Below are 22,935 nucleotides of genomic sequence, written 5' to 3' on the forward strand. Positions count from 1 at the left end.
CCTAAACAGGGACATTCACAACAGAACGTGGTCAGTCTGTCATTTGCATTGAACATTGAGGAGCAAGGATACGCATGGATTATCTAGGCCCGCACGTATTTGGTTATCTGATTTTATTAATCCACAGCTTAGGCTTGATTGCTGCCGTACATGCGGTCTTAACCGTCAGGACGGCCCAAGGCTCGATTGCCTGGGCCATGTCATTGTTCTTCATTCCATACTTCACACTCATTCCGTATCTGATTTTTGGGCGCAGTACGTTTGACGATTACATTCGCGCCCGGCGTGATGCCAATCAGGAGATGCGCGAAGCCATCACTCACCTGAGCTGGCGACCTTGGGTTGAAGAAGCACTCGCTGCACGCAACTCAAAAGCTTATGCCTCGTTACGGGCGATGCCCAGGTTGGGGCGCATGCCCTGCCTGGCAAACAACAACGTGCGTTTGTTAATAAACGGCACAGCTACATTCGACGCTATTTTTGAAGCCATCCGCGCTTCAAAAGAAGTCGTGCTGGTCCAGTTCTTCATCGTTCACGACGATGTGTTGGGGATGAAGCTGCATGCACTGCTCCTGGAAAAAGCAGCTCAAGGGGTCGCGGTGCATCTGCTCTATGACAGTATCGGCAGTCATGCCCTGCCCAACAGTTATGCCGAGTCTTTGCGCGCAGGCGGTGTTCAAACGTATGCATTTGCCACACATGGCGGTTGGATCAGTCGCTTCCAGGTGAACTTTCGGAACCACCGAAAAGTGGTCGTTGTAGACGGGGTGCGGGGCTTTGTTGGAGGGCACAACGTAGGGGATGAATACCTTGGGGCGAAGCCACCGTTGTCTCCATGGCGCGATACCCATGTCGAGGTCACCGGACCGGTGGTGGCCTGCCTGCAGGAGTCCTTTGCGGAAGACTGGTTCTGGGCTGCGCGCAAACTGCCCCCCCTGATCCTGCCTCAAAGCTATCCGGACGGTGGCGTACTCTGCCAGTTTCTGGCCAGCGGTCCTGCAGATCCGTACGAGACCTGTTCGTTGTTTTTCGTGGAAGCCATCCATGCCGCCAATCACAGGGTGTGGATTACGACCCCCTACTTTGTTCCCGATGAGGCGGTGTTCTCAGCCTTGAGGCTCGCCGTACTGCGGGGTGTCGATGTACGGATCCTGATACCTTCGCGCCCGGACCATAAAATTGTGTATGCAGCATCCAGCCTTTACGCCTTCGAAGCGGTTCACGCAGGCGTGCGGATCTTCCGTTATCAACCCGGTTTTGTGCATCAAAAAGTGGTGTTGGTGGATGACGAAATCAGCGCCATTGGCAGTGCCAATATGGACAACCGTTCGTTCCGTCTCAACTTTGAAGTGATGCTGCTTACGGTCGACGAAGCGTTCGCCAGAGAGGTCGAGCATATGCTGCTCGATGACTTCGCGCTGGCCCGCGAAATCACTGAAGCGGATATCAAGGCCACACATCGATTGCAGCAACTGGGCATGCGAATCGCCCGCCTGGTTTCGCCTGTTCTATAAAAAAGGCCGTGACGCTCCAGTCCAGGGTGGTCTGTTGACGTCACGGCCTTTTCTCTACTTTGTAAAAAGCTGTCAGCGATAAATATCCGCTCGGGTCGGTGGCAGCTCCAGCGAGCCATCGGCATGTGGCTTGGTCGCCAGAATCTGGTCGATGTTGATCCACCCATGAGCAAAGGCATAGGCACACCCAGCCAGATACAGCCGCCAAATACGCAGCGCTTGTTCCGGTACTTGTTTGGCTGCAGCCTCAAGGTTTTGCTCAAGACGCTGGCTCCAGTGCTCCAGTGTGCGCGCGTAATGCAGGCGCAAACTTTCGACATCCACCACTTCCAGTCCCGCCTCGCTGATCTCGGCAGTCATCATCGACAGATGCGGCAACTCCCCGTTGGGGAACACATAACGGTCGATGAAATCTCCTGCTCCCCGTCCTACCTGACGACCATCGGTGTGCTTGGAGGTAATCCCGTGATTCATCACCAGTCCGCCCTCACGCACGGCCTTGGACAGAATCTCGCAATACTCGCGAAGGTTGGCGTGCCCCACGTGTTCGAACATCCCGACGCTGACAATTTTATCGAACCGCCCATCTTGGGGCAGATCCCGATAGTCCAGCAGTTGCAGATCAACTTTGTCCTGCAAGCCTTCGGCGTTAACCCGCTCGCGAGCCAATGTGAGTTGTTCTTTGCTCAGGGTGATTCCGAATACCTTGACCCCGTACTCCCTCGCGGCAAAACGCGCCAGCCCGCCCCACCCACAACCAACATCCAATAAATATTCGCCGGGTTTGAGCCGCAGCTTGCGACACAGCAGGCGGAACTTGGCTTGCTGTGCTTCATCCAGGCTCTCTTCCCCGGTTTCGAAATACCCACAGGAATAGGCCATGTCTCGGTCGAGCCACAACTGGTAAAAGTCGTTGGAGAGATCGTAGTGATACGAAATGGACTCGGCATCCGTGGCTTTGTCGTGATGAACGCGAGGCGGTGGAGTGTCGTCCTCATCGTCCAACAATGCCTGACTCAATTCATCGCACACGCGAATGGCTTCGCTGATAGAGCCTTCCAGTTCAAGCCGACCCTCAACAAAAGCACTGCCCAGAAGGTCCAGACTGGGATGGGTAAATTGAGCCACCAGAGTTGGGTCCTTGACCACAATCGTGACGCTGGGTGTCGGGCCAAAATTGAACTCGTGACCGTCCCACAGCCTTAGCCGTAATGGAAGTTGAAGTTTCTGTAAGGCCGGCGGAAGTTGCGCGAGCATCTGTGTTCCTCCTTCAGTTCAGATATCAAAACTATAGGTTAGACGAATAACGTACGCTGTCAGTTTCATGGACCATGAGGTGTGCACTAGAGCGGGTACAGCCCCCTTATCTAAATCATGCCCCGGGAGGCTTAAGCGCCACCAAAGGCTCATGAAACCTCAACAAACGCCCTGCATTACCCAATACCAGTAACGTGCTGAGGTTATGCAACACGGCAGCAATCATTGCGCCGGCCGCACCCAGCCAGCCAAACGCCGCGCCAGCCACGATGGCCAAGGTCCAGCCCAAACCGATGATCACGTTGACCTGCAACGTATGACGACACTCGCGACTCAGGCGCACGCAGGTTCCCAGCCGCCGCAAGTCACTCCCTATCAACACGATGTCCGATGACGCCAGCGCGATATCCGCCCCGCCTGCGCCCATGGCAACCCCGACCACACCGGCCTTGAGCGCCAGCGAATCGTTGATGCCATCACCTACCACCATGGGCCGAAAACCGTTGTCGATTTCACTTAAAACGCGATCAAGTTTGTCTTCGGGAAGTGCCTGCGCCTGAACTTCGCTGATACCGACGGTATGTGCCAACTGCTCAGCCACACTCTGGCGATCACCGGTCAGCAACACCTGACGCCCAAGCCCAAGCTCGCGCAGTTCGCTCAACGCCTGCCGGGCTTCAGGTTTGATGCTGTCCGCCAGCAGCAACCAACCCAGAAAGTTGCCATTGAGCGATAGCCCGGCAATGGGCCCGTCGTGCTCCGGCACGGAGGTCGTGCAGATACCCAACTGGCTAAATAACTCAGGGCGGCCCAAAGCGGCTTCACCCCGCTCGGTGGTCGCCACGACGCCCAACCCTTGACGCTCGCGAACGTCATTCAGAGTGAGCATCTGCTCGTGACTCACCACTGCGGCCAAGGCCCGGCTCACCGGGTGGCTGCTGGCTGCGCCCAAACTGGCGGCCAGTTGCAACAGCGGTTGTTGCTCGGCGACGTCGGTCTCAATAGCCAGCAAGCGCAGGGTGCCGTACGTCAGGGTTCCGGTTTTATCCACCACCAACGAAGTGAGGTCCGCCAACTCTTCGAGAAATGCCGAGCTGCGGATCAGAATGCCGTGACGCGCAGCGACGGCAATTCCGGCAATCGCCGTGGCGGGTGCCGACAACACCAATGCACAAGGGCATGCTGCTACCAACACTGCGAGCATCGCCTGAGCGTCGTTGGTGGTGAACCAGGTCACGGCTGCAATCATCAATACCAACACCATGTAGCCACCGGCATAGCGCTCAAGCAATCGGGTAATCGGTGGCTTGGCGCGCTCGGCGTTTTGCATCAGGGCGATGACCTTGCCCAGCGTCGACTCCTCGCCAGTACGCGTGACTTGAACACGCAGCAAGCCATCCAGGTTGATCGCACCACCAAAGATCGGCATGCCACTACTGACCTCAAGCGGCACCGACTCCCCGGTAATCGAGGCGGTGTCGAGACTGGCCTGCCCCGCCAGCACCACACCATCGGCGGGCACTCGGTCGCCGGCGCGCACCTCCACCTCATCACCGCTCTTGAGGGTGGCGTTGTCGACTTCCAGCAAACTGCCGTCCGCCTGAAATAAACGCGCCTGACTGCGGGTCAGTTTGCCCAATGCGTGGATCGCTTCCTGTGAGCCGATCACACTGCGCTCTTCAAGTACGTGGCCAAAAATCATGATGATCGGCAACAGGGCCGCCGTCAGTAAATCTCCCGTAGTCCAGGCTCCGAGCATGGCCAAAGCAATCAACTGGTCAGTGATCCCGTGCAGGCTTGGATAACGCAGGCTGTACCAGGCCGAACGCATCACCGGTATAGCCACCAGTAGTGACGCGACACCAAGCAGTAACTGACTGACGCCCATTTGTGTCGGCAGCAACCAGCGCCATACCAACCCCAAACCCAACAAGCCCAGCGCCAGCATGGCCAGGGTCAATTGGCGCGCTGCGCTGCGTTGCTCGGCGCCGGACAGCAGGCTGACGGCAGGTTGTGTCGCGGACGTGCTCATTGTTCGGCTCCCTGAATAATCAGGCGGGAATCATCATTAGGGTCAACGCTGGTGACAGAACCGGCCTGCCCCAAAATGTGCGGCATGCGTTCGCGGTACAGACGTAGCATCAAGCCCGGGTCATTACCGGCGCGCTGCACCTTGGCCAAATTGATGATGGTGGATGTGTCCGCCTGAGCGCGGGCCAAACGTTCACTGGCCTGAGCCTGGGCCTGCTCGACACTGCGGTCAGCTTGTTGCGTGGCGGACTGGATAACTTTGGCAGCTTCATTACGGGCTGTTGCCACCGCTTGTTCGGCGTGCTGACTGGCCGTCAGTACCGCGTTGAAGGCATTCACTGCAGGCCCCGGCAAACTGGATTGCACATCAACGCGCACAACGTCCAGGCCCAGGCTCTGGCCTGTCGCACTCAGGGCTGCAAGTTGCTGATTGATGCCCTGTACCAAATCACCGCGCAAACGCTCGCGGCGTTCCGCCGCCTGGCTGTCACTGCCTATCAGTTCGGGACGTGCCACCAGAATGGTGTCCAGGTCGCGAGCAGCCGTCAGAGCCACCGCGCTACGGGTCACCAATCGATCCAGCGCTGGCAGGACGTGTTCACCTTGCAGCACAAACGCGTAGGGTTCGGTGACGTTGTAAAACACCCGCACATCCAGTTGCACCACACCCGCATCGCCGGTCAGCAAATACCCGGAGCCGGCCAACGCATCGTTGATCGGCGTAGCAAACGTAGCCACCCGGTCTGCCTGCAGCGCAGCATCAGAACGCAGGAGGTTTTCTACCCGGCGTTCACTCACACGGTCTGCAGCAGGAACGATCACTACTTGCTCGAAAGGCCTTGGCCACGCCAACAGCAAACCGGCATTTTGAATACGGTCCAGCGCGCCCAGGCGTAACACCACAGCGCGGTTTTGCGGATCTATCTGGCGCACGTTAGAAACCCCCCACGCCACAGCGGCGAAAATCGTAACCGCGTACAGGCCCAAAAAAGCCAGCCGTCCGGCTTGCTGCCACGGGCTGCTGGCTTTTTTTGTCTGCTCAGATGGGTGGCTCATTGCTGTGATCCAGTCTTGGTATCCAGCTTGGGTGGCCCGTCTACCAATACTCGAAACGGTGCGGCATCGGTGCGCAGAATAATTTTAGTGCCCGGATTGACCATCGTGCCCAGCGTATCGAGGGAGCGCAGTTCGTTGTACAGCTCAGGCGAACTGGCATAGGCCCGGCCGTAAATCTGAGCGGCTTCGACCCGGGATTGGGCTTCAATGTCAGCAGCTTTGATGCCGGCATCGGCCTGGAGAATTCGCGCATCGCGCTCGGCTGCTGAACGAATTTGCGCTGCTTCGCGTTTGCCCACAGCGGTGCGCTCAGTGGCAATTGTTTCGCGTTCGGCACGCATGCGATCGACCGTGGCCGTGAGCGTGACCGACGGCAATGTCAGCCGCTCCACGCCTACTTGCAGCACGCGTACCCCATAAGTGCTGAGCAGCTGCTGTTCGATCTGCTGGCGCAATTGCGCTTCAAAATCGGCAATCTTGACCTTACTGGCATCCGTATTCACCAGGCTTGAAAGATCAAAGCTAGCGGTTGTGGTTTCCAGTGCAGAGCCGACAAAAGTGCGAATCTGCCGGGCCGCTTCTTCCGGCTGATTTTGCACGGCACGCATGAAGCGCTGCACATTCTCGGCATCAGGTTGTACCTGCCAGGCCACGTAGGCTTGCACAATAATCCGCAAACCGTCGCGGGTGCCCACGTCTTGCAGGCCACTGGACGTGGTGCGCAGACGCAAGTCTACCGGCACGCTGACTTCAAACGGTGCCGGCCAGCGCCAACCCAAACCCGGTTCCAGCAGCACCCGGGCCGGGTTGCCAAAGCGGGTGATGACCGTGGCTTCGCCAGAACGTACTTGCACCAGGCTTGCAGCGGCCATGGCGAACAGCACCAGCAGCGCCGCCCAACCCATGCGTCTCCACGGGAACGGGCTCGGCTCGTGGGCGTCGCCATGATGGTGATGGCCGTGGTGTGCACAGCCATGATGATGGCCGTTGTGATCATGAGATTGAGACACAAGAAAGCTCCTTACTGAGCAACTTTACGCGGCGCGACAGGATCGGCCGGCAGCGTGAAAGAACGCAGATCGAGGGTCGGCGTGCTGCTGCCCCCGAGGCGATGGTCGAGGATCAGCAATTTGGCGTTGTTCAGCCCCAGGCTTAATTGGCTCAAGTACTGCTCCAGCAGGAACGCATGGCCGGCGCTGGCGTAGGCTTTTTGTTCGGCGCCAAAGCGCAGGTCAGCCGTCTGTGCGGTGGCGTTTACTTCACGCGCCAGCGCATGGGCCTGGTCCAGCAAGATGCTGGCCTGTAATTGCGCGACGTTGCTTTGCTCGCTCGCCGCCCCCCGCTCCCGGGCAATCAGGGCCTGGGCACTGATTTGTGCAGCCTGGACACCGTGATAGGCATTGGCTGCACCGGCCGGGGGATGGATGGCTTCGACCACAGTGGCGAGAATTTCGACGCCGCTGTCGAGGGAATCCAGATCGGCTTGAACGGCACGACCGATATCATCGGCCAACGCACTGCGCTGCTCACCGAGCACACCATCGAGCGTACGCGAGGCAAAGTCGTGTACCAGAATGCGGCTCGCGGTACTGCGGATCAGCGTGGGTACATCATTGCTGTGGTAAGTAGCCGCAATGGCGGCATGGTCGCTCAGCCCAATGCGGTACACAAAACGGACGTCCATGTTGACGATCTGAAAGCCCTGCTTGTCGCCACTGTCGCTGGCAATCACCTGGGACTTGTCGTTCACATGGGTGGCGTCCCACAACCGATTGGCGCTAAGTGGAGGCAAGCCATCAGCAGGCGTGAGCAACGGATCGGACGACGATTCGGTGCTAGTCGCCAGTTCATGTACCCCACCATTTTCGACCGTCAACACCCGCCCCAAAGGCCACGGCAAACCTGCGTGCAAACCCGGCCCCAACACGTCGACCGGTTCACCGAAGCGCTCATAAATGCCGCGACCTTGCAGCGGGATTTCGTTCACACCGCTCAGTGCCCAGCCGGTCACGATAACCACCGCCAGCACCGGGAAGAACGCTTTACGCATGTACGTAAACGCCCAGATCTGGCGCAGATCGATGCCAAAGCGGTTATGCAGTTCGAGTTGCAGCGCCAATAATGGCTGAGGGGGCCAACGCAACATGCCCGCGACAAAGCTTTGCGCAATCATGCGGGGTTCAAACGTGTCGCGACGCGGACTGAACAGCGCCGCCACAGCACGCAAGACGTACTCAATGGCCACCGCCGCCGGCAACAGTCCTGTCAATACGGCTAAACGGGATGGCCATAACGCATCGTCGCTACTGAATAACAGGCATAAGGCGCTCAGTAATAACGTCAGGATGGGCACGCGAACCAGCGGTGCCAGCCAACGGGCTTCAGGCCATTGAGCGGGCAGTTGCTGCGCCAGATACCGCTCGAACACAAGCAACGCAAACGCCATTAGAACCGCAACGCCTGCACCGATGCTGCCCCAGGTACCCAACGCCACACCCGGCAGTGCCATGTTCCAGGTGTGCTGCACACTCCACCAGGCCGTGGCGCCCAGCCCGGCGAGCCATAAGACAGGCGCACCGATAGTGGCCAGCACATGTTGCATCCCGGCAGTAAATCGTTGGCTCAAGCGGTCGATACCGCTCATTTGTAGATCCGGTACCTGCTCGGTCACATCTGGGACCGTGTGGAGGGCAGCCTGGCGCCAACTCGCAACCCAGTAGGCCGATTGAGCCCCTGCCGCCAGCACCAGCATGGCTGCTGCGTTGTTACCCAGTAGTACAGGCCACAGCGACTGCGACGAAAACAGACCAATAAAAAACGCCAGCGCCCAGGCCATGATCGCTAAAGCAGCCAGTAAAAACCCTGACCGATAAAGCTGACGAGCCTGAACGCCGGCGCTTTGAAATCGAGGTAGAGACTCAAGGCCACCCTCCTCGGCATCTAAATCGACGCGCATGGACATTCTCACTTATGAAATATCTAGTAACGATATCGCAGAAATGATGAAACTTTTGTCCAGCTTACGCATTCTTCATCTTTGCTGGATAGAGCGCGCAAATCCTGTGGGAGCCGGACTTACCCGCGATGCAGGCAACCCGGTGTATCCAAAAACAGGGGTGAGGTGAACGAGAGCAAACCTGCTCCCTCACCCCGTCAGTGCAATCACTCGGGGTGAGCAATCAACTGTTTGGCAAGCGCTTCGAATGCCGGAATGGTGACCGGATCGTTTGCGGAGTTACTGGCAATCGGATTGGAGGCATAGCGCACGATCACCATCTCGGCTTTCGGGTCGATGTAGGTACGCTGACCATAAACACCGCGAGCCATAAAGGCGCCGTCGGTGTTGTGCGTTACCCACCACATGTTGCGATAGCTGCTGCCCTTGAGCAGGTCATAACCGGCCTTGGCAAAGGCCGCTTTATCACCACCGGCACGGATATCATCGACGACCGCTTTGGGTACGATTTGCTGCCCAAGATACTGACCGTTATTGCGGATCATCTCGCCGAACCGGGCCATGTCCCGTAGTCCGGTATTCAGACCGCCGCCTGCGAACGGAGTACCGATTGAATCGACGGTAAAATAAGCCGCTTGTTCAGCACCGATGCGCTGCCAGATTTTTTCGGACAATAATTGCGCAACATTCTTGCCGGTCACCCTCGCAATCACCCAGCCCAGTACATCGGTATTCACTGTTTTATAGGCGAAGGCCTCACCGTGCTCACCTTCAGGCTGAACCGTCTGTAAATACTCCATATAGGTTTGCGGGCCGGTGTAATCCTTGGGTTTAGGCAGCGGGTTACCGGCCTGTGCGTGCTTCCAGACTTCGGCATTGGGATCGGCATAATCTTCGCTGTATTTGAGCCCCGTGGTCATGTCCAGCACCTGATGCAAGGTGGCATTGCCAAAAGCCGACGAGGCCAACTCCGGCACATACGCTGCGATTTTCTTATTGGCATCCAGTGTGCCATCAGCCACCAGCATCGCGCCCATGGTGCCAACCACCGACTTGGTCATCGACATTGCGGCGTGCTGGCCTTCAGGGTTCAGGACGCCAAAATAGCGCTCGTACACAATTTTTCCGCGATGTAATACAACGATGCCGTCGGTGTAGTTCGCGGCCAAGGATTGCTCCCATGTCATCGGTTGCTTGCTGCCCAATGGTACAAAGGTCAAACCGTCGATATCCGTACGCAAGGCGCTGGCCAGCGGAACGGGATCACCCAAGCCACGGGAAACATTGGTGGTGGGCATCAATTGGCGAAAATTTGAAACACTCCAGCGCATGGCCGGAAACTGGAAGTAACTGCCATCGGCAAAACGTACGATGCGATCAGGGGGTGGCGGTGCGCCGACCATCCAGCCCATCTTTGCCGGATCGCTGGCGGAAGCATCGGGGTAACTGGTTTTATCGCCTGCACAGGCAACTGAAGCTGCCAGGCATGAAAGTAAAAAAACCGCGCTGGTGCGCACGGGTTTGAAAAATTGTTTAAACATCGAATATTCCTTTTCAGTTCAAGGCCGCACACCACCTTGCGATTTAACAGTGGGAAGGTATAGCCCACCACAGCTCACACAGGTTGAACTGCAGAGCTGTAATTTATATTTTTATTTTTTCAATCAACGCTTCCAACTGATGAAAGTCGCTGTGGATATTTCTTTCACGGCTCCAGATCATGTCCAGAGTAAAGGTTGGAAAGCCTGCTGGCGGTTCGAGAACTTTAATTTTTGGCGGTACATTTAACGTCGCAACTATTTTTTTCGGAATCACGATCAGCGCGGGCACGGCCAATAAAATAGTGACTCCCGCGTGATAGGAATTGGCACGGGTAAAAATATTTCTCCTGCGCGACTGTTTTTCCAACCAGCCATCCACCATGTTTTTTTCCGATAACCACGGTGTCGGGAATACCTGTGGTGTTTCACAAAACTCATCGATACCCAAAGCGGTTTTCGGTTGGTGTTTTGGCACGCTGGACAAACACACAAAAGAATCTTCATTGAGGCTGCGGTACCCCAACAACGGATGGCGCTGGTGATACCCGGGGCCGAAGCCAAAGCACACGTCGATATCCGAGGACAACATGTCGTTGATCGGCAGATCCCTGCCCAAACGGCTCACGCTCAACGACCAGTTGTGCCCGGTTGAACGTGCTTGCTGCAACAGCGTGGGCAACATCAGGATTTCAAAGTATTCCGGGGCCGTGATGTTCCACTGACGCGGCGCGCCGCTCTGCTCGGCCCCCTCTTTGGCGCATTGGTTAATGCACTGCATGATGCTTTGCAGATAAGGCTTCATGGCCAGCACTCGCGCCGTCGGCTGCATGGCGCCCTCACTGCTTTCGAACAGTTTGTCGTCGAAACAGTGTCTGAGTTTTTTCAGGCTGTAACTGATACTCGACTGACTGAGATTCAAGATTTCTGAAACCCGCTTGGCGCTGCGGTTTTCGATCAACAACAAAACAATCGAAATATCCTGCATATCCAATTGTCTCAGAGCATTGGTGTACAGCATGCCGCCTCCTTGCTGAGGTTATCCACAGGCCAGAAACAATTCGACCCGCAGCGCGGGTCGAGTGGGTGTGAATCCTGAGAATTAGAACTGTTGCACCCAGTAATGACAAGACATCCACATACATTTGATGAGTCTCTGGGGGGGATTAAAGGACACAACGATGCATCGCTGATCATTGTGATTGACAGTCGGCCTCATCAAGGCTTGAGCGTTCAACGGGTTCGGGTTCGGCTTTACCCGCGTTATGTCTTAAAATAGCCGGTTGCCGAAAGAACCGTCATGACCATAACCATGAAGGGCTTCCAACTTTTACAAATAAGTGTGGTTAAGATGAACAAGCCTTTCATTTCGCTGTGCCCTGAAATTACTCGGGCGCACGCGCTGACGCTGATGGACTGGTTGGAGGATGAGCGCGTCACCTGCTATCTGAGCGATTCGCGTCACGTCTCCCGCTCCATCGAGCAAGTGATCGATCGAACTCAATTGCCGATCCTGACCCATCTATTCAACCAGGGCGGCCGATTCTTCATGGCCTATGACCGGCATGACGCTCCGGTGGGCTTTGTCCGTCTAATCAAGACCGGCTCAAATTGCGAGATAGTCCTGGTCATCGGAAACAGCGACAAATGGGGCCGAAATCTTGGCGCTCGCACGATCCGCGAAGGCATGAAACTGGCCTTTCTCGACATGCGGGCAAAGAAACTCATCGCCAAGATCCACCCTGACAACGCACGTTCGCTGAAAGCCTTTCTGCGCAGCGGCTTTGTGCTTGAGAGCGAAACACCGACATTGAAGTCATTTTCGATGACAGCAGGGCGCTATCTCCAACTCTTGCGCGAAGGTGCCGTTGACGACTCCACCAGGATCTACATCACTGAAATCGACAAGGCCAGGCTCGAGAGTCTCATCGCACTCGAGCAAGGCCCGGCTGTTGTTGAACTCGAACATGAGCTTGAGCGAGCCATTGTCGTCAAGCCACAACAGGTGGCGTGCAATGTCGTGACGATGAACTCCAGGGCTTTGCTGCAGCTGGACGACGAAGAGATCGAAGTGGCCTTGGTCTACCCTGAAGACGCGGACAGTAACGCCGGGAGGCATTCCGTGTCTTCCGACATCGGCGCCGCCATCCTGGGCTATCAGGAGGGGGATACCATCGACTGGCGAATTTCTGATCGGACTCGCCGAATTGAGATCAGGAAAGTGCTTTACCAGCCGGAGGCGGCGGGTCATTTCCACCTGTAATCGCCTTGTGCTCAGTGTTCGTCCATAAGACGTCAGGCCCCCAAAAGGATGGGAGCCTGGCCTTGCGTACCTGAGCGGCCCGTTGGATGGTCAAGTTGTGAAAAGCAGGCAGCGGCAGGACTGACTGAGCTGGCTCCTGCGACAGCTTTAACTCTCTAAATCCAGTACTACTGGATTTAGAGAAATGATACCCACTGTCGCGGTAGGATTTATTCCACGGTGACGGATTTAGCCAGGTTACGTGGCTGGTCTACGTCAGTGCCTTTGAGCACAGCTACGTAGTACGACAGCAATTGCAGAGGGATGGTGTAGAGGATCGGCGCCAGCACATCGTGGATATGCGGCATGTTGATCACATGGGTGCCTTCCCCATTGGTCATGCCTGCCTGTTCATCAGCAAACACAATCAGTTCACCCCCACGGGCACGAACTTCTTGAAGGTTGGATTTCAGCTTTTCCAACAATTCATTGTTCGGTGCAACGGTTACTACCGGCATGTCGTTATCCACAAGCGCCAGAGGGCCGTGCTTCAACTCGCCCGCTGGATACGCTTCAGCGTGGATGTACGAAATCTCTTTGAGCTTGAGTGCACCTTCCATTGCCACCGGGAATTGAGCACCACGGCCCAGGAACAGGGTGTGGTGTTTGTCGGCGAACAATTCAGCCACTTTTTCGATAATCGAATCCATCGCCAGGGCTTCGCCCAAACGTGCCGGCAAACGACGCAACTCTTCCACCAGCTGAGCTTCAACGCCTGTTTCCAGGGTACCGCGAACCTGGCCCAGGGACAGGGTCAGCAGCAACAGGCCCACAAGCTGGGTGGTGAACGCTTTGGTGGAAGCCACGCCAATTTCACGACCGGCTTGGGTCAGCAGCGTCAGGTCAGACTCACGTACCAGCGAGCTGATGCCCACGTTGCAAATCGCCAGACTGCCAAGGAAGCCCAGTTCTTTTGCATTTCGCAGTGCGGCGAGAGTGTCTGCGGTTTCGCCCGACTGCGAGATCGAAACAAACAGGGTGTCTGGCTGAACGACGACTTTGCGGTAGCGGAATTCGCTCGCCACTTCGACTTGGCACGGAATACCGGCCAGGCTTTCAAGCCAGTAACGCGCAACCATGCCGGCGTGATAGCTCGTGCCACAGGCTACGATCTGAACATTGCGAACCTTGGCGAACAATTCCTTCGCTTGTGGACCGAAGGCTTGAACCAGTACGTGGTCCTGACCCAAGCGGTTTTCCAGGGTGCGCTGCACCACGGCTGGCTGTTCGTGGATTTCCTTGAGCATGTAGTGGCGGTATTCACCTTTGTCAGCGGCTTCAGCACCATCACTGTACTGAACGGTTTCGCGCTGAACGCTTTGGCCATCGACATCCCAGATCTGAACACTGTCACGATGGATTTCAGCGATGTCGCCTTCTTCCAGGTACATGAAGCGGTCAGTTACCTGGCGCAATGCCAATTGGTCGGATGCCAGGAAGTTTTCCCCAAGACCCAAACCAATCACCAGCGGGCTGCCGCTACGGGCTGCAACCAGACGATCCGGCTGTTTGGCGCTGATCACGGCCAAACCATAGGCACCGTGCAACTCTTTAACGGTGGCTTTGAGAGCCGCGGTCAGGTCGTGGTTGTCTTTGAGTTTGTGCTCAAGCAAGTGAGCAATGACCTCAGTGTCAGTGTCTGAGGTGAACACGTAACCCAGGCCTTTGAGTTGCTCGCGCAGGGCTTCATGGTTTTCGATGATGCCGTTGTGCACCACGGCCAGATCGGAGCCGGAGAAATGCGGGTGAGCGTTACGCTCGCACGGCGCGCCGTGAGTTGCCCAGCGGGTGTGGGCAATGCCCAGACGACCTGCCAATGGTTCACCGGCCAGCGCTTGCTCAAGTTCTGCAACTTTACCGTTGCGACGCATGCGTTCCAGGGTGCCATTGTTGGTGAAAACAGCAACACCAGCACTGTCGTAACCACGGTATTCAAGTCGTTTCAGGCCTTCAAGCAGAATGGCCGTGATATTGCGTTCAGCGACTGCGCCTACAATTCCGCACATAAAATTCTCCTAGCTTAGGGCCGCGCATAACAATGTTATGCCCCGGGCCTGAATCTGTTCGCGTGCCTCAAGCGGCAGGCGATCATCGGTAATAAGGGTATGGACGCTGCTCCAGGGCAGCTCCAGGTTGGGTATCTTGCGACCAATCTTGTCTGACTCGACCATTACGATCACTTCACGTGCGACGTCAGCCATGACCCGGCTCAGACCCAACAACTCGTTAAAAGTTGTCGTGCCGCGCTGCAGGTCTATGCCGTCAGCACCGATGAATAGTTGATCGAAGTCGTAGGATCGCAACACCTGTTCGGCAACCTGACCCTGAAAGGACTCAGAGTGCGGGTCCCAGGTGCCCCCGGTCATCAACAGCACCGGCTCGTGTTCAAGTTCACTGAGTGCATTGGCGACATGCAGGGAGTTGGTCATCACCACCAGGCCAGGTTGCAGGCCCAATTGTGGAATCATCGCGGCGGTGGTACTGCCGCTGTCGATGATGATGCGCGCGTGCTCTTTAATCAGGCCAACTGCCGCACGGGCAATAGCTTGCTTATAAAGAGAAACGGGTTGGGGTACATCACTGACCAGTTCTTGCGGCATGGTAATGGCGCCGCCGTAACGACGTAATAAAAGACCATTACTTTCGAGTGCAGCCAAATCCTTGCGAATCGTAACCTCGGAGGTTTCGAAGCGCTTGGCCAGTTCATCCACACTGACTTCGCCTTGCTCGGCAAGCATGGCCAGGATGTTGTGTCTGCGTTGTGGTGTGTTGCGTTTGGACATAACGGCTTAAGTTTCGTTTCGAAAGATAACGAAAGCAATGAAACCTTATCTCGAAATCCCCGTCAAGAAAATGTTGCAGGTTATTTTCTGTGAATAACTCGATATCGGCCTGTATTAATGGGCTAAAAACGTGATTTCAACTCGGAAAAAATAAAGCCTTATCCACAGGATGCAGATAAGGCTTTAGGTAACTTGTTGATTTAAAACAGTTATAGGATGACTTGTTGATAACCACAGATCGCCAGGTTGATCTGTGGATAAGTTAAAATCAAGGCTTTGGCTGCTTTACCGGACGCTTCCAGCCATCAATATTGCGCTGGCGCGCACGTCCCACCGCAAGTTGCTCAGGGGCCACATTCTGGTTGATGGTTGAACCCGCTGCGGTGGTTGCACCGTTGGAGATATCCACAGGCGCAACCAGAGAGTTGTTCGAACCGATGAACACATCCGCACCCAACACGGTTTTCCACTTGTTGGCGCCATCGTAGTTACAGGTGATGGTGCCCGCGCCAATGTTGGTGCGCGGACCCACTTCGGCATCCCCCAGGTATGTCAGATGACCGCACTTGGCATCTTCACCGAGATGGGCATTTTTCAATTCGACAAAGTTACCCACATGAGCACGGGCATCCAGCACGCTACCCGGACGCAAACGTGCGAATGGACCCGCATCGCTGTTCTCACCCATCACGGCACCGTCGATATGACTGTTGGCCTTAACTACAACGCCTTTTCGCAAAGTGCTGTCTTTGATCACGCAGTTAGGACCAATCACCACATCATCTTCAATGACCACACGGCCTTCGAGAATCACGTTGATGTCGATCAGCACATCACGGCCTACAGTCACTTCGCCGCGCACGTCGAAACGAGCCGGGTCACGCAAGGTCACACCCAATGCCATCAGGCGACGACCTTCACGCAGCTGGTAATGACGCTCCAGCTCACTGAGTTGATTGCGGTCGTTGGCGCCCTGCACTTCCATCGGGTCGTGGGCATGTTCGGTAGCCACGACCAAACCATCGTTCACCGCCATCGCAATCACGTCGGTCAGGTAATACTCGCCCTGGACGTTATTGTTCGAAAGACGGCTCATCCAGTTACCCAGGTGCTGGGTCGGCAGCGCCAAAATTCCGGTATTGCCTTCAGTGATGGCACGCTCAGTTTCGGTCGCATCCTTATGCTCTACGATGGCGCTGACCTTGCCGTTAGCGTCACGCACGATCCGACCATAACCGGTCGGGTCTGCAAGGTTTACGGTCAGCAAGCCCAGTTGCTCAGGGCCGACTTGCTTGAGCAAACGCTGCAAGGTCTCGACTTCAATCAGTGGTACATCCCCATAAAGAATCAGCACATTTTGCGCAGTCAAAAATGGCAGCGCCTGGGCCACGGCATGGCCTGTTCCCAATTGCTTGTCTTGCAGCACAAAGTTCAGATCATCAGCGGCCAGACGCTCGCGGACAAGTTCGGCACCGTGACCGATCACTACGTGGATACCGGTCGGTTTGAGCTGACGAGCGCTGTGGATAACATGGCCGAGCATGGAGTTGCCTGCCACGGGGTGCAGAACCTTGGGCAGGGATGAACGCATGCGGGTGCCCTGACCTGCAGCGAGAATAACGATATCGAGAGACATGACTGGCTACCAATCCTGGGTGGTCAGCGGTTGCGACCAAAAAGTATTTCGCGGAAAAAGAAAAAGGGTAGCCGAGGCTACCCTTTTTAATCAATCACACAATGAAGCAGGAGGCTTAGCCGCCAAACTTTTTGCGGATTTGCTGGACGGTGCGCAGCTGAGCTGCAGCCTCGGCCAGTCGTGCAGCAGCAGATCCGTAATCGAATTCTGCGCCTCTTTCGTTCAGGGCCTTCTCGGCAGCCTTAACGGCTTCCTGAGCGGAGGCTTCATCCAGGTCGGCAGCACGTTGCACAGTGTCGGCAAGAACCTTGACCATGTTCGGCTGAACCTCGAGGTAACCACCGGAGATGTAAAACACCTCGGCTTCCCCACCCAGCTTTATCAGGCGGATCGGACCTGGTTTGAGCTCAGTGATCAGCGGAGCGTGACCCAGGGCGATACCAAGATCACCCAGGCTGCCGTGCGCAATCACCATCTCGACCTGACCGGAAAAGATTTCTCCTTCCGCACTGACGATATCGCAATGGACTGTCATAGCCATCTGCTTGCCTCAACCTGATTAGCGCCCGTTACCGGGCGCCGGGATTACAGTTTTTTGGCTTTCTCGATCGCTTCTTCGATGCCGCCGACCATGTAGAACGCTTGTTCTGGCAGGTGGTCGTAGTCACCGTTGAGGATGCCTTTGAAGCCAGCAATGGTGTCTTTCAGGGAAACGTATTTACCCGAAGCGCCAGTGAAGACTTCAGCCACGAAGAACGGCTGAGACAAGAAACGCTGGATCTTACGAGCGCGAGATACCAACTGCTTGTCGGTTTCCGACAGCTCGTCCATACCCAGGATCGCAATGATGTCCTTCAGTTCTTTGTAACGCTGCAACACGTACTGAACGCCGCGAGCGGTGTCGTAGTGTTCCTGGCCGATTACGTTCGGGTCCAGCTGGCGCGAAGTCGAGTCCAGTGGATCGACCGCTGGGTAGATACCCAGGGAGGCGATGTCACGGGACAATACAACAGTGGCGTCCAAGTGGGCGAAAGTGGTCGCAGGCGACGGGTCAGTCAAGTCATCCGCAGGTACGTATACCGCTTGGATCGAAGTGATCGAACCGTTCTTGGTCGAAGTGATGCGCTCTTGCAGAGTACCCATCTCTTCAGCCAGAGTCGGCTGGTAACCTACTGCCGAAGGCATACGGCCCAGCAGTGCGGATACTTCAGTACCGGCCAAGGTGTAACGGTAGATGTTGTCAACGAACAACAGTACGTCGTTACCTTCGTCACGGAACTTCTCGGCCATGGTCAGGCCAGTCAGTGCTACGCGCAGACGGTTACCCGGCGGCTCGTTCATCTGACCGTAAACCAGTGCCACTTTGTCCAGTACGCTGGAATCCTTCATCTCGTGGTAGAAGTCGTTACCCTCACGGGTACGCTCGCCCACACCAGCAAACACAGAGTAACCGCTGTGTTCCATGGCGATGTTACGGATCAGTTCCATCATGTTTACGGTTTTGCCTACACCGGCACCACCGAACAGACCAACCTTACCGCCTTTTGCAAACGGGCAGATCAGGTCGATAACCTTGATGCCGGTTTCCAGAAGGTCGTTGCCGCCCGCTTGCTCAGCGAAGGACGGTGCAGGGCGGTGAATGCCCCAGCGCTCTTCGGTGTCAATCGGACCAGCTTCGTCGATTGGGTTGCCCAGAACGTCCATGATCCGGCCCAGAGTCGCTTTACCGACTGGAACGGAGATGGCTGCGCCAGTGTCGGTGACTTCCAGACCGCGCTTCAAGCCCTCGGTGGAACCCATCGCAATGGTACGAACCACGCCGTCGCCCAGCTGTTGCTGAACTTCCAGAGTGGTCCCGGCCGCGCTTTGTACTTTCAGCGCGTTGTAGATGCTCGGTACGTTTTCGCGTGGAAATTCCACGTCGATCACGGCGCCGATGATTTGAACGATACGTCCGCTACTCATAGCTGGATCCTCTGAATATTTGAACCGTTAAACCGCGGCAGCGCCGCCGACGATTTCCGAGATCTCTTGGGTGATCGCAGCCTGACGCGCCTTGTTGTAGATCAGCTGCAAATCGCTGATCAAGTCACCGGCGTTATCAGTGGCGTTCTTCATTGCGATCATCCGCGCAGCTTGTTCAGCTGCACTGTTCTCGACCACCGCCTGGTACACCTGCGACTCCACGTAGCGCACCATCAAGCCGTCTAGCAGCTCTTTGGCATCCGGTTCGTAGAGATAGTCCCAGTGGTGCTTGAGTTTTTGATCCGGGGTCGCCACCAGTGGAATCAACTGCTCCACAGTAGGCTGTTGCGTCATGGTGTTGATGAACTTGTTGGATACCACGGACAGGCGGTCAATACGGCCTTCCAGGTAAGCATCCAGCATCACCTTAACGCTGCCGATCAAGTCATTGATCGACGGTTCTTCACCCAGATGGCTGATAGCAGCGACGACGTTACCGCCGAAGTTACGGAAAAATGCCGCACCCTTGCTGCCGACCACGCACAGATCAATCTCGACGCCGTTTTCACGGTTTACCGCCATGTCCTTGACCAAAGCCTTGAACAGGTTGGTATTCAAACCACCGCACAAACCACGGTCACTGCTCACAACCACATAACCCACACGCTTAACTTCGCGGTCGATCATAAATGGGTGGCGGTATTCCGGGTTGGCGTTAGCCAAATGCCCAATAACCTGGCGGATACGCTCCGCATAAGGACGGCTAGCAGCCATGCGCATTTGTGCCTTGCGCATTTTGCTGACCGCCACTTTTTCCATGGCGCTGGTAATCTTTTGCGTGCTTTTGATGCTCGCAATCTTACTGCGAATCTCTTTTGCGCCTGCCATGTAACACCTATCAGGTTAGCAAGCGGGAGCCTTGCGGCTCCCGCTGCGGCTTACCAGGTTTGGGTGGCCTTGAACTTCTCGATACCGGCTTTGATGCCAGAATCGATTTCGTCATTGAAGTCACCTTTAACGTTGATCTTCGCCATAAGCTCGGCGTGATCGCGGTTGAAGTAAGCAATCAGCGCTTGTTCAAAGCTACCGACCTTGGTGATTTCGACGTCAGTCAGGAACCCACGTTCAGCGGCATACAGCGACAGCGCCATGTCAGCGATCGACATTGGTGCGTATTGCTTCTGCTTCATCAGCTCGGTAACGCGCTGACCATGCTCAAGTTGCTTACGGGTCGCTTCGTCCAGGTCAGATGCGAACTGGGCAAATGCTGCCAGTTCACGGTACTGAGCCAGAGCGGTACGGATACCACCGGACAGCTTCTTGATGATCTTGGTCTGAGCGGCACCACCCACACGGGATACCGAAACACCGGCGTTCACTGCAGGACGGATCCCGGAGTTGAACATGGCCGATTCCAGGAAGATCTGACCGTCAGTGATGGAAATCACGTTGGTCGGAACGAACGCGGAAACGTCGCCAGCCTGGGTTTCGATGATCGGCAGTGCGGTCAGGGAACCGGTTTTGCCGGTCACTGCGCCGTTGGTGAACTTCTCTACGTACTCTTCGGAAACGCGGGATGCGCGCTCCAGAAGACGGGAGTGGAGATAGAACACGTCGCCTGGGTAAGCTTCACGGCCTGGTGGACGGCGCAGCAGCAGGGAAATCTGGCGGTAAGCCACTGCTTGCTTGGACAGATCGTCATAAACGATCAGTGCGTCTTCACCGCGGTCGCGGAAGTATTCGCCCATGGTGCAACCGGAGTACGGTGCCAGGAACTGCAGCGCTGCGGATTCGGAAGCACTGGCAGCAACGACGATGGTGTTAGCCAACGCGCCGTTTTCTTCCAGCTTGCGAACCACGTTGGCGATAGTCGATTGCTTCTGACCGATCGCTACGTATACACAGAAAATGCCGCTGTTCTTCTGGTTGATGATCGCGTCGATCGCCAGAGCGGTTTTACCGATCTGACGGTCACCGATGATCAGCTCACGCTGGCCACGGCCGACAGGGATCATGGCATCGACAGCCTTGTAGCCAGTCTGTACAGGCTGGTCTACCGACTTACGCCAGATCACGCCCGGAGCAACTTTCTCGACTGCATCAGTCTCGGTGTTGCCCAGTGGACCTTTGCCATCAACTGGGTTACCCAGTGCGTCGACAACGCGACCCAGCAGTTCCTTACCAACCGGAACTTCCAGGATGCGGCCAGTGCACTTGGCGCTCATGCCTTCAGCCAGAGTCGTGTATGCGCCCAATACTACGGCACCTACAGAGTCTTGCTCCAGGTTGAGAGCCATACCGAAGACGCTGCCCGGAAACTCGATCATCTCGCCGTACATTACGTCGGCCAGACCGTGAATCCGCACAATGCCGTCAGATACGCTGACGACAGTGCCTTCGTTACGGGCTTGGGAGGTCACATCGAGTTTTTCGATGCGGCCCTTGATAATTTCACTTATTTCGGAAGGATTGAGTTGCTGCATTGCTCTGCTGCCCCTTCAAACTCAAGATTTCAATGCTTCGGCAAGGCTTGCGAGTTTTCCGCGAACCGAGCCATCGATAACCAGGTCGCCGGCGCGGATGATGACACCACCTATTAGGCTGGCATCCTCCGCAACTTGCAGGCGCACTTCCCGGTTGAGTCGTGCACTGAGAACCTTGGCGAGTTTGTCTTGCTGTTCTTGGTCCAATGTAAAAGCACTGGTCACTTCTACGTCTACCGACTTCTCTTGTTCAGCCTTGTACAGGTCAAACAGAGCGGCAATCTCCGGCAATAGCGGGAGACGGTCGTTTTCGGCAACGACGTTGATGAAGTTCTGTGCTTCTACAGTGAACTTGTCGCCGCACACGTCAATAAACGTGGCGGCCTTTTCTGCGCTCGTCAGTCGCGGGGCCTTGAGCACGCGCTGCATAGTGTCGTCTTGCGACACTGCTGCAGCCAGGCCGAGCATGGCTGACCAAGAGGCCAGTTGCTGGTGGGCCTGGGCGTGCTCGAAGGCTGCCTTAGCGTAAGGTCGGGCCAACGTGGTCAATTCTGCCATGATCGCCCTCGCTTAAATTTCAGCAGCCAGTTTATTAACCAGCTCCGCGTGCGCGTTTTGATCGATTGTGGCACCCAGGATCTTCTCAGCGCCTTCAACGGCCAGGCTACCCAATTGGGTGCGCAGCGCGTCTTTGACACTGTTGAGTTCCTGCTCGATCTCGGCCTGAGCCTGAGCCTTCACACGGTCAGCTTCAACGCGAGCCTGTTCACGGGCTTCGTCTACGATCTGAGTTCCGCGTTTCTTGGCTTGCTCAATGATTTCAGCTGCTTGAGCCTTAGCTTCGCGCAGTTGTTGACCCGCTTTATCTTGGGCCAACTCCAGGTCGCGAGCTGCTCGGTTAGCAGCGTCCAGTCCAGCCGCAATCTTCTTCTGACGTTCTTGCAATGCCGCGATGACCGGAGGCCACACGAACTTCATGCAAAACAGTACAAAAATGAAGAACGCAACGGACTGGCCAATCAGGGTTGCATTAATGTTCACGCCAACACCTCGCTCGTTCGTTGTCCATCACTCTAATCAACTCGAAAATTCGAGTGATTAGCCAGCGAGTTGACCAACGAAGGGGTTCGCGAAGGTGAAGAACAGTGCGATACCAACACCGATCATGGTCACGGCGTCGAGCAGACCGGCAACGATGAACATTTTAACTTGCAGCATTGGAACCATTTCTGGTTGACGCGCTGCGCCTTCCAGGAACTTGCCACCCAACAGGCCGAAACCAATTGCGGTACCCAGTGCGCCCAGGCCGATCAACAGTGCAACAGCGATAGCGGTTAGACCAACTACAGTTTCCATCTTTCCTCCCGACTTTTACGTCGTATGGTTTAGGTTTTTTAGATTAAAGCGGTAAAAC

Annotated in this window: 19 protein-coding genes; 2 read left to right on the forward strand and 17 right to left on the reverse strand. The window is 56.0% G+C overall.

All coding sequences use genetic code 11. From position 1 onward, the window contains the following. Nucleotides 1-74 precede the first annotated feature (74 nt). Nucleotides 75-1,514, forward strand: coding sequence for a cardiolipin synthase (gene cls / locus RGV06_RS14390; protein WP_322150277.1), 1,440 nt, complete (start codon nt 75-77; stop codon nt 1,512-1,514). 72 nt (nt 1,515-1,586) lie between these two features. On the opposite strand, the gene cfaB is transcribed toward cls, so the two are convergent. The 7 genes from cfaB to RGV06_RS14425 all read right to left on the reverse strand — a co-directional run bounded on the left by cfaB (nt 1,587) and on the right by RGV06_RS14425 (nt 11,373). Next, a complete protein-coding gene (gene cfaB, locus RGV06_RS14395; protein ID WP_019826897.1) occupies nt 1,587-2,771 on the reverse strand; it encodes a C17 cyclopropane fatty acid synthase CfaB in 1,185 nt (394 codons plus the stop codon). 115 nt (nt 2,772-2,886) lie between these two features. Beyond that, entirely contained in the window at nt 2,887-4,803 is a 1,917-nt protein-coding gene (locus RGV06_RS14400; RefSeq protein WP_322150280.1) for a cation-translocating P-type ATPase, read from the reverse strand. Continuing rightward, entirely contained in the window at nt 4,800-5,858 is a 1,059-nt protein-coding gene (gene hflK, locus RGV06_RS14405; protein ID WP_322150282.1) for a protease modulator HflK, read from the reverse strand. The genes RGV06_RS14400 and hflK (RGV06_RS14405) overlap by 4 nt, the downstream gene beginning before the upstream one ends. After that, on the reverse strand, nt 5,855-6,763 hold the full coding sequence (gene hflC / locus RGV06_RS14410; protein WP_416194581.1) for a protease modulator HflC: 909 nt from the start codon (nt 6,761-6,763) through the stop codon (nt 5,855-5,857). Before hflC ends, hflK (RGV06_RS14405) begins: the two co-directional genes overlap by 4 nt. A 116-nt stretch (nt 6,764-6,879) precedes the next feature. After that, on the reverse strand, nt 6,880-8,814 hold the full coding sequence (gene hflK / locus RGV06_RS14415; protein WP_019826892.1) for a protease modulator HflK: 1,935 nt from the start codon (nt 8,812-8,814) through the stop codon (nt 6,880-6,882). A 206-nt stretch (nt 8,815-9,020) separates the two neighbouring features. Further along, nucleotides 9,021-10,355, reverse strand: a complete 1,335-nt coding sequence (locus RGV06_RS14420) for a serine hydrolase domain-containing protein (protein WP_322150286.1) — start codon at nt 10,353-10,355, stop codon at nt 9,021-9,023. A gap of 103 nt (nt 10,356-10,458) precedes the next feature. Next, nucleotides 10,459-11,373 (reverse strand): LysR family transcriptional regulator, encoded by a 915-nt coding sequence (locus RGV06_RS14425; protein WP_019828676.1) that lies wholly within the window; start codon nt 11,371-11,373, stop codon nt 10,459-10,461. A 279-nt stretch (nt 11,374-11,652) separates the two neighbouring features. Between RGV06_RS14425 and RGV06_RS14430 the strand changes: the two genes are divergently transcribed. Further along, complete coding sequence (locus tag RGV06_RS14430; RefSeq protein WP_019828674.1) at nt 11,653-12,615, forward strand: bifunctional GNAT family N-acetyltransferase/nucleoside diphosphate kinase regulator; 963 nt, start codon at nt 11,653-11,655, stop codon at nt 12,613-12,615. A 209-nt stretch (nt 12,616-12,824) separates the two neighbouring features. On the opposite strand, the gene glmS is transcribed toward RGV06_RS14430, so the two are convergent. The 10 genes from glmS to atpE form a co-directional block, all read right to left on the reverse strand. Further along, entirely contained in the window at nt 12,825-14,660 is a 1,836-nt protein-coding gene (gene glmS / locus RGV06_RS14435) for a glutamine--fructose-6-phosphate transaminase (isomerizing) (RefSeq protein ID WP_046809498.1), read from the reverse strand. Nucleotides 14,661-14,669: 9 nt separating this feature from the next. Continuing rightward, nucleotides 14,670-15,437, reverse strand: a complete 768-nt coding sequence (locus RGV06_RS14440) for a DeoR/GlpR family DNA-binding transcription regulator (protein ID WP_019828670.1) — start codon at nt 15,435-15,437, stop codon at nt 14,670-14,672. Nucleotides 15,438-15,705: 268 nt separating this feature from the next. Continuing rightward, complete coding sequence (gene glmU / locus RGV06_RS14445) at nt 15,706-17,073, reverse strand: bifunctional UDP-N-acetylglucosamine diphosphorylase/glucosamine-1-phosphate N-acetyltransferase GlmU (RefSeq protein WP_019828669.1); 1,368 nt, start codon at nt 17,071-17,073, stop codon at nt 15,706-15,708. A gap of 115 nt (nt 17,074-17,188) precedes the next feature. Then, the gene (locus RGV06_RS14450; RefSeq protein ID WP_019828668.1) at nt 17,189-17,614 is read right to left on the reverse strand and encodes a F0F1 ATP synthase subunit epsilon; all 426 of its coding nucleotides are present in this window, start codon (nt 17,612-17,614) and stop codon (nt 17,189-17,191) included. A 44-nt stretch (nt 17,615-17,658) separates the two neighbouring features. Beyond that, the gene (gene atpD, locus RGV06_RS14455; protein WP_019828667.1) at nt 17,659-19,038 is read right to left on the reverse strand and encodes a F0F1 ATP synthase subunit beta; all 1,380 of its coding nucleotides are present in this window, start codon (nt 19,036-19,038) and stop codon (nt 17,659-17,661) included. A 27-nt stretch (nt 19,039-19,065) separates the two neighbouring features. Further along, nucleotides 19,066-19,926: a F0F1 ATP synthase subunit gamma gene (gene atpG / locus RGV06_RS14460; protein ID WP_019828666.1), complete on the reverse strand. Its 861-nt coding sequence runs from the start codon at nt 19,924-19,926 to the stop codon at nt 19,066-19,068. A gap of 50 nt (nt 19,927-19,976) precedes the next feature. Beyond that, nucleotides 19,977-21,521 carry a F0F1 ATP synthase subunit alpha gene (gene atpA, locus RGV06_RS14465; RefSeq protein WP_019828665.1) on the reverse strand — a complete coding sequence of 515 codons (1,545 nt, stop codon included), beginning with the start codon at nt 21,519-21,521 and terminating at the stop codon, nt 19,977-19,979. A gap of 21 nt (nt 21,522-21,542) precedes the next feature. Further along, nucleotides 21,543-22,079 (reverse strand): F0F1 ATP synthase subunit delta, encoded by a 537-nt coding sequence (locus RGV06_RS14470; RefSeq protein ID WP_046809499.1) that lies wholly within the window; start codon nt 22,077-22,079, stop codon nt 21,543-21,545. Between the two features lie 12 nt (nt 22,080-22,091). Then, the gene (locus RGV06_RS14475) at nt 22,092-22,562 is read right to left on the reverse strand and encodes a F0F1 ATP synthase subunit B (RefSeq protein ID WP_019828663.1); all 471 of its coding nucleotides are present in this window, start codon (nt 22,560-22,562) and stop codon (nt 22,092-22,094) included. Between the two features lie 57 nt (nt 22,563-22,619). Next, entirely contained in the window at nt 22,620-22,877 is a 258-nt protein-coding gene (gene atpE, locus RGV06_RS14480; RefSeq protein ID WP_002555987.1) for a F0F1 ATP synthase subunit C, read from the reverse strand. Nucleotides 22,878-22,935: the final 58 nt, after the last annotated feature.

The organism is Pseudomonas sp. CCI3.1, from assembly GCF_034313985.1.
Classification (GTDB): Bacteria; Pseudomonadota; Gammaproteobacteria; order Pseudomonadales; family Pseudomonadaceae; genus Aquipseudomonas; species Aquipseudomonas psychrophila.

Coding starts and splice junctions, on each gene's coding strand:
- hflC (WP_416194581.1), bottom strand. CDS start 6,763: ATGGGTTGGGCGGCGCTGCTGGTGCTGTTCGCCATGGCCGCTGCAAGC.
- RGV06_RS14440 (WP_019828670.1), bottom strand. CDS start 15,437: ATGTCCAAACGCAACACACCACAACGCAGACACAACATCCTGGCCATG.
- atpD (WP_019828667.1), bottom strand. CDS start 19,038: ATGAGTAGCGGACGTATCGTTCAAATCATCGGCGCCGTGATCGACGTG.
- atpA (WP_019828665.1), bottom strand. CDS start 21,521: ATGCAGCAACTCAATCCTTCCGAAATAAGTGAAATTATCAAGGGCCGC.
- glmS (WP_046809498.1), bottom strand. CDS start 14,660: ATGTGCGGAATTGTAGGCGCAGTCGCTGAACGCAATATCACGGCCATT.
- RGV06_RS14450 (WP_019828668.1), bottom strand. CDS start 17,614: ATGGCTATGACAGTCCATTGCGATATCGTCAGTGCGGAAGGAGAAATC.
- cfaB (WP_019826897.1), bottom strand. CDS start 2,771: ATGCTCGCGCAACTTCCGCCGGCCTTACAGAAACTTCAACTTCCATTA.
- hflK (WP_019826892.1), bottom strand. CDS start 8,814: ATGCGCGTCGATTTAGATGCCGAGGAGGGTGGCCTTGAGTCTCTACCT.
- atpG (WP_019828666.1), bottom strand. CDS start 19,926: ATGGCAGGCGCAAAAGAGATTCGCAGTAAGATTGCGAGCATCAAAAGC.
- RGV06_RS14420 (WP_322150286.1), bottom strand. CDS start 10,355: ATGTTTAAACAATTTTTCAAACCCGTGCGCACCAGCGCGGTTTTTTTA.
- hflK (WP_322150282.1), bottom strand. CDS start 5,858: ATGAGCCACCCATCTGAGCAGACAAAAAAAGCCAGCAGCCCGTGGCAG.
- RGV06_RS14400 (WP_322150280.1), bottom strand. CDS start 4,803: ATGAGCACGTCCGCGACACAACCTGCCGTCAGCCTGCTGTCCGGCGCC.
- atpE (WP_002555987.1), bottom strand. CDS start 22,877: ATGGAAACTGTAGTTGGTCTAACCGCTATCGCTGTTGCACTGTTGATC.
- RGV06_RS14430 (WP_019828674.1), top strand. CDS start 11,653: ATGACCATAACCATGAAGGGCTTCCAACTTTTACAAATAAGTGTGGTT.
- glmU (WP_019828669.1), bottom strand. CDS start 17,073: ATGTCTCTCGATATCGTTATTCTCGCTGCAGGTCAGGGCACCCGCATG.
- RGV06_RS14425 (WP_019828676.1), bottom strand. CDS start 11,373: ATGCTGTACACCAATGCTCTGAGACAATTGGATATGCAGGATATTTCG.
- RGV06_RS14470 (WP_046809499.1), bottom strand. CDS start 22,079: ATGGCAGAATTGACCACGTTGGCCCGACCTTACGCTAAGGCAGCCTTC.
- cls (WP_322150277.1), top strand. CDS start 75: ATGGATTATCTAGGCCCGCACGTATTTGGTTATCTGATTTTATTAATC.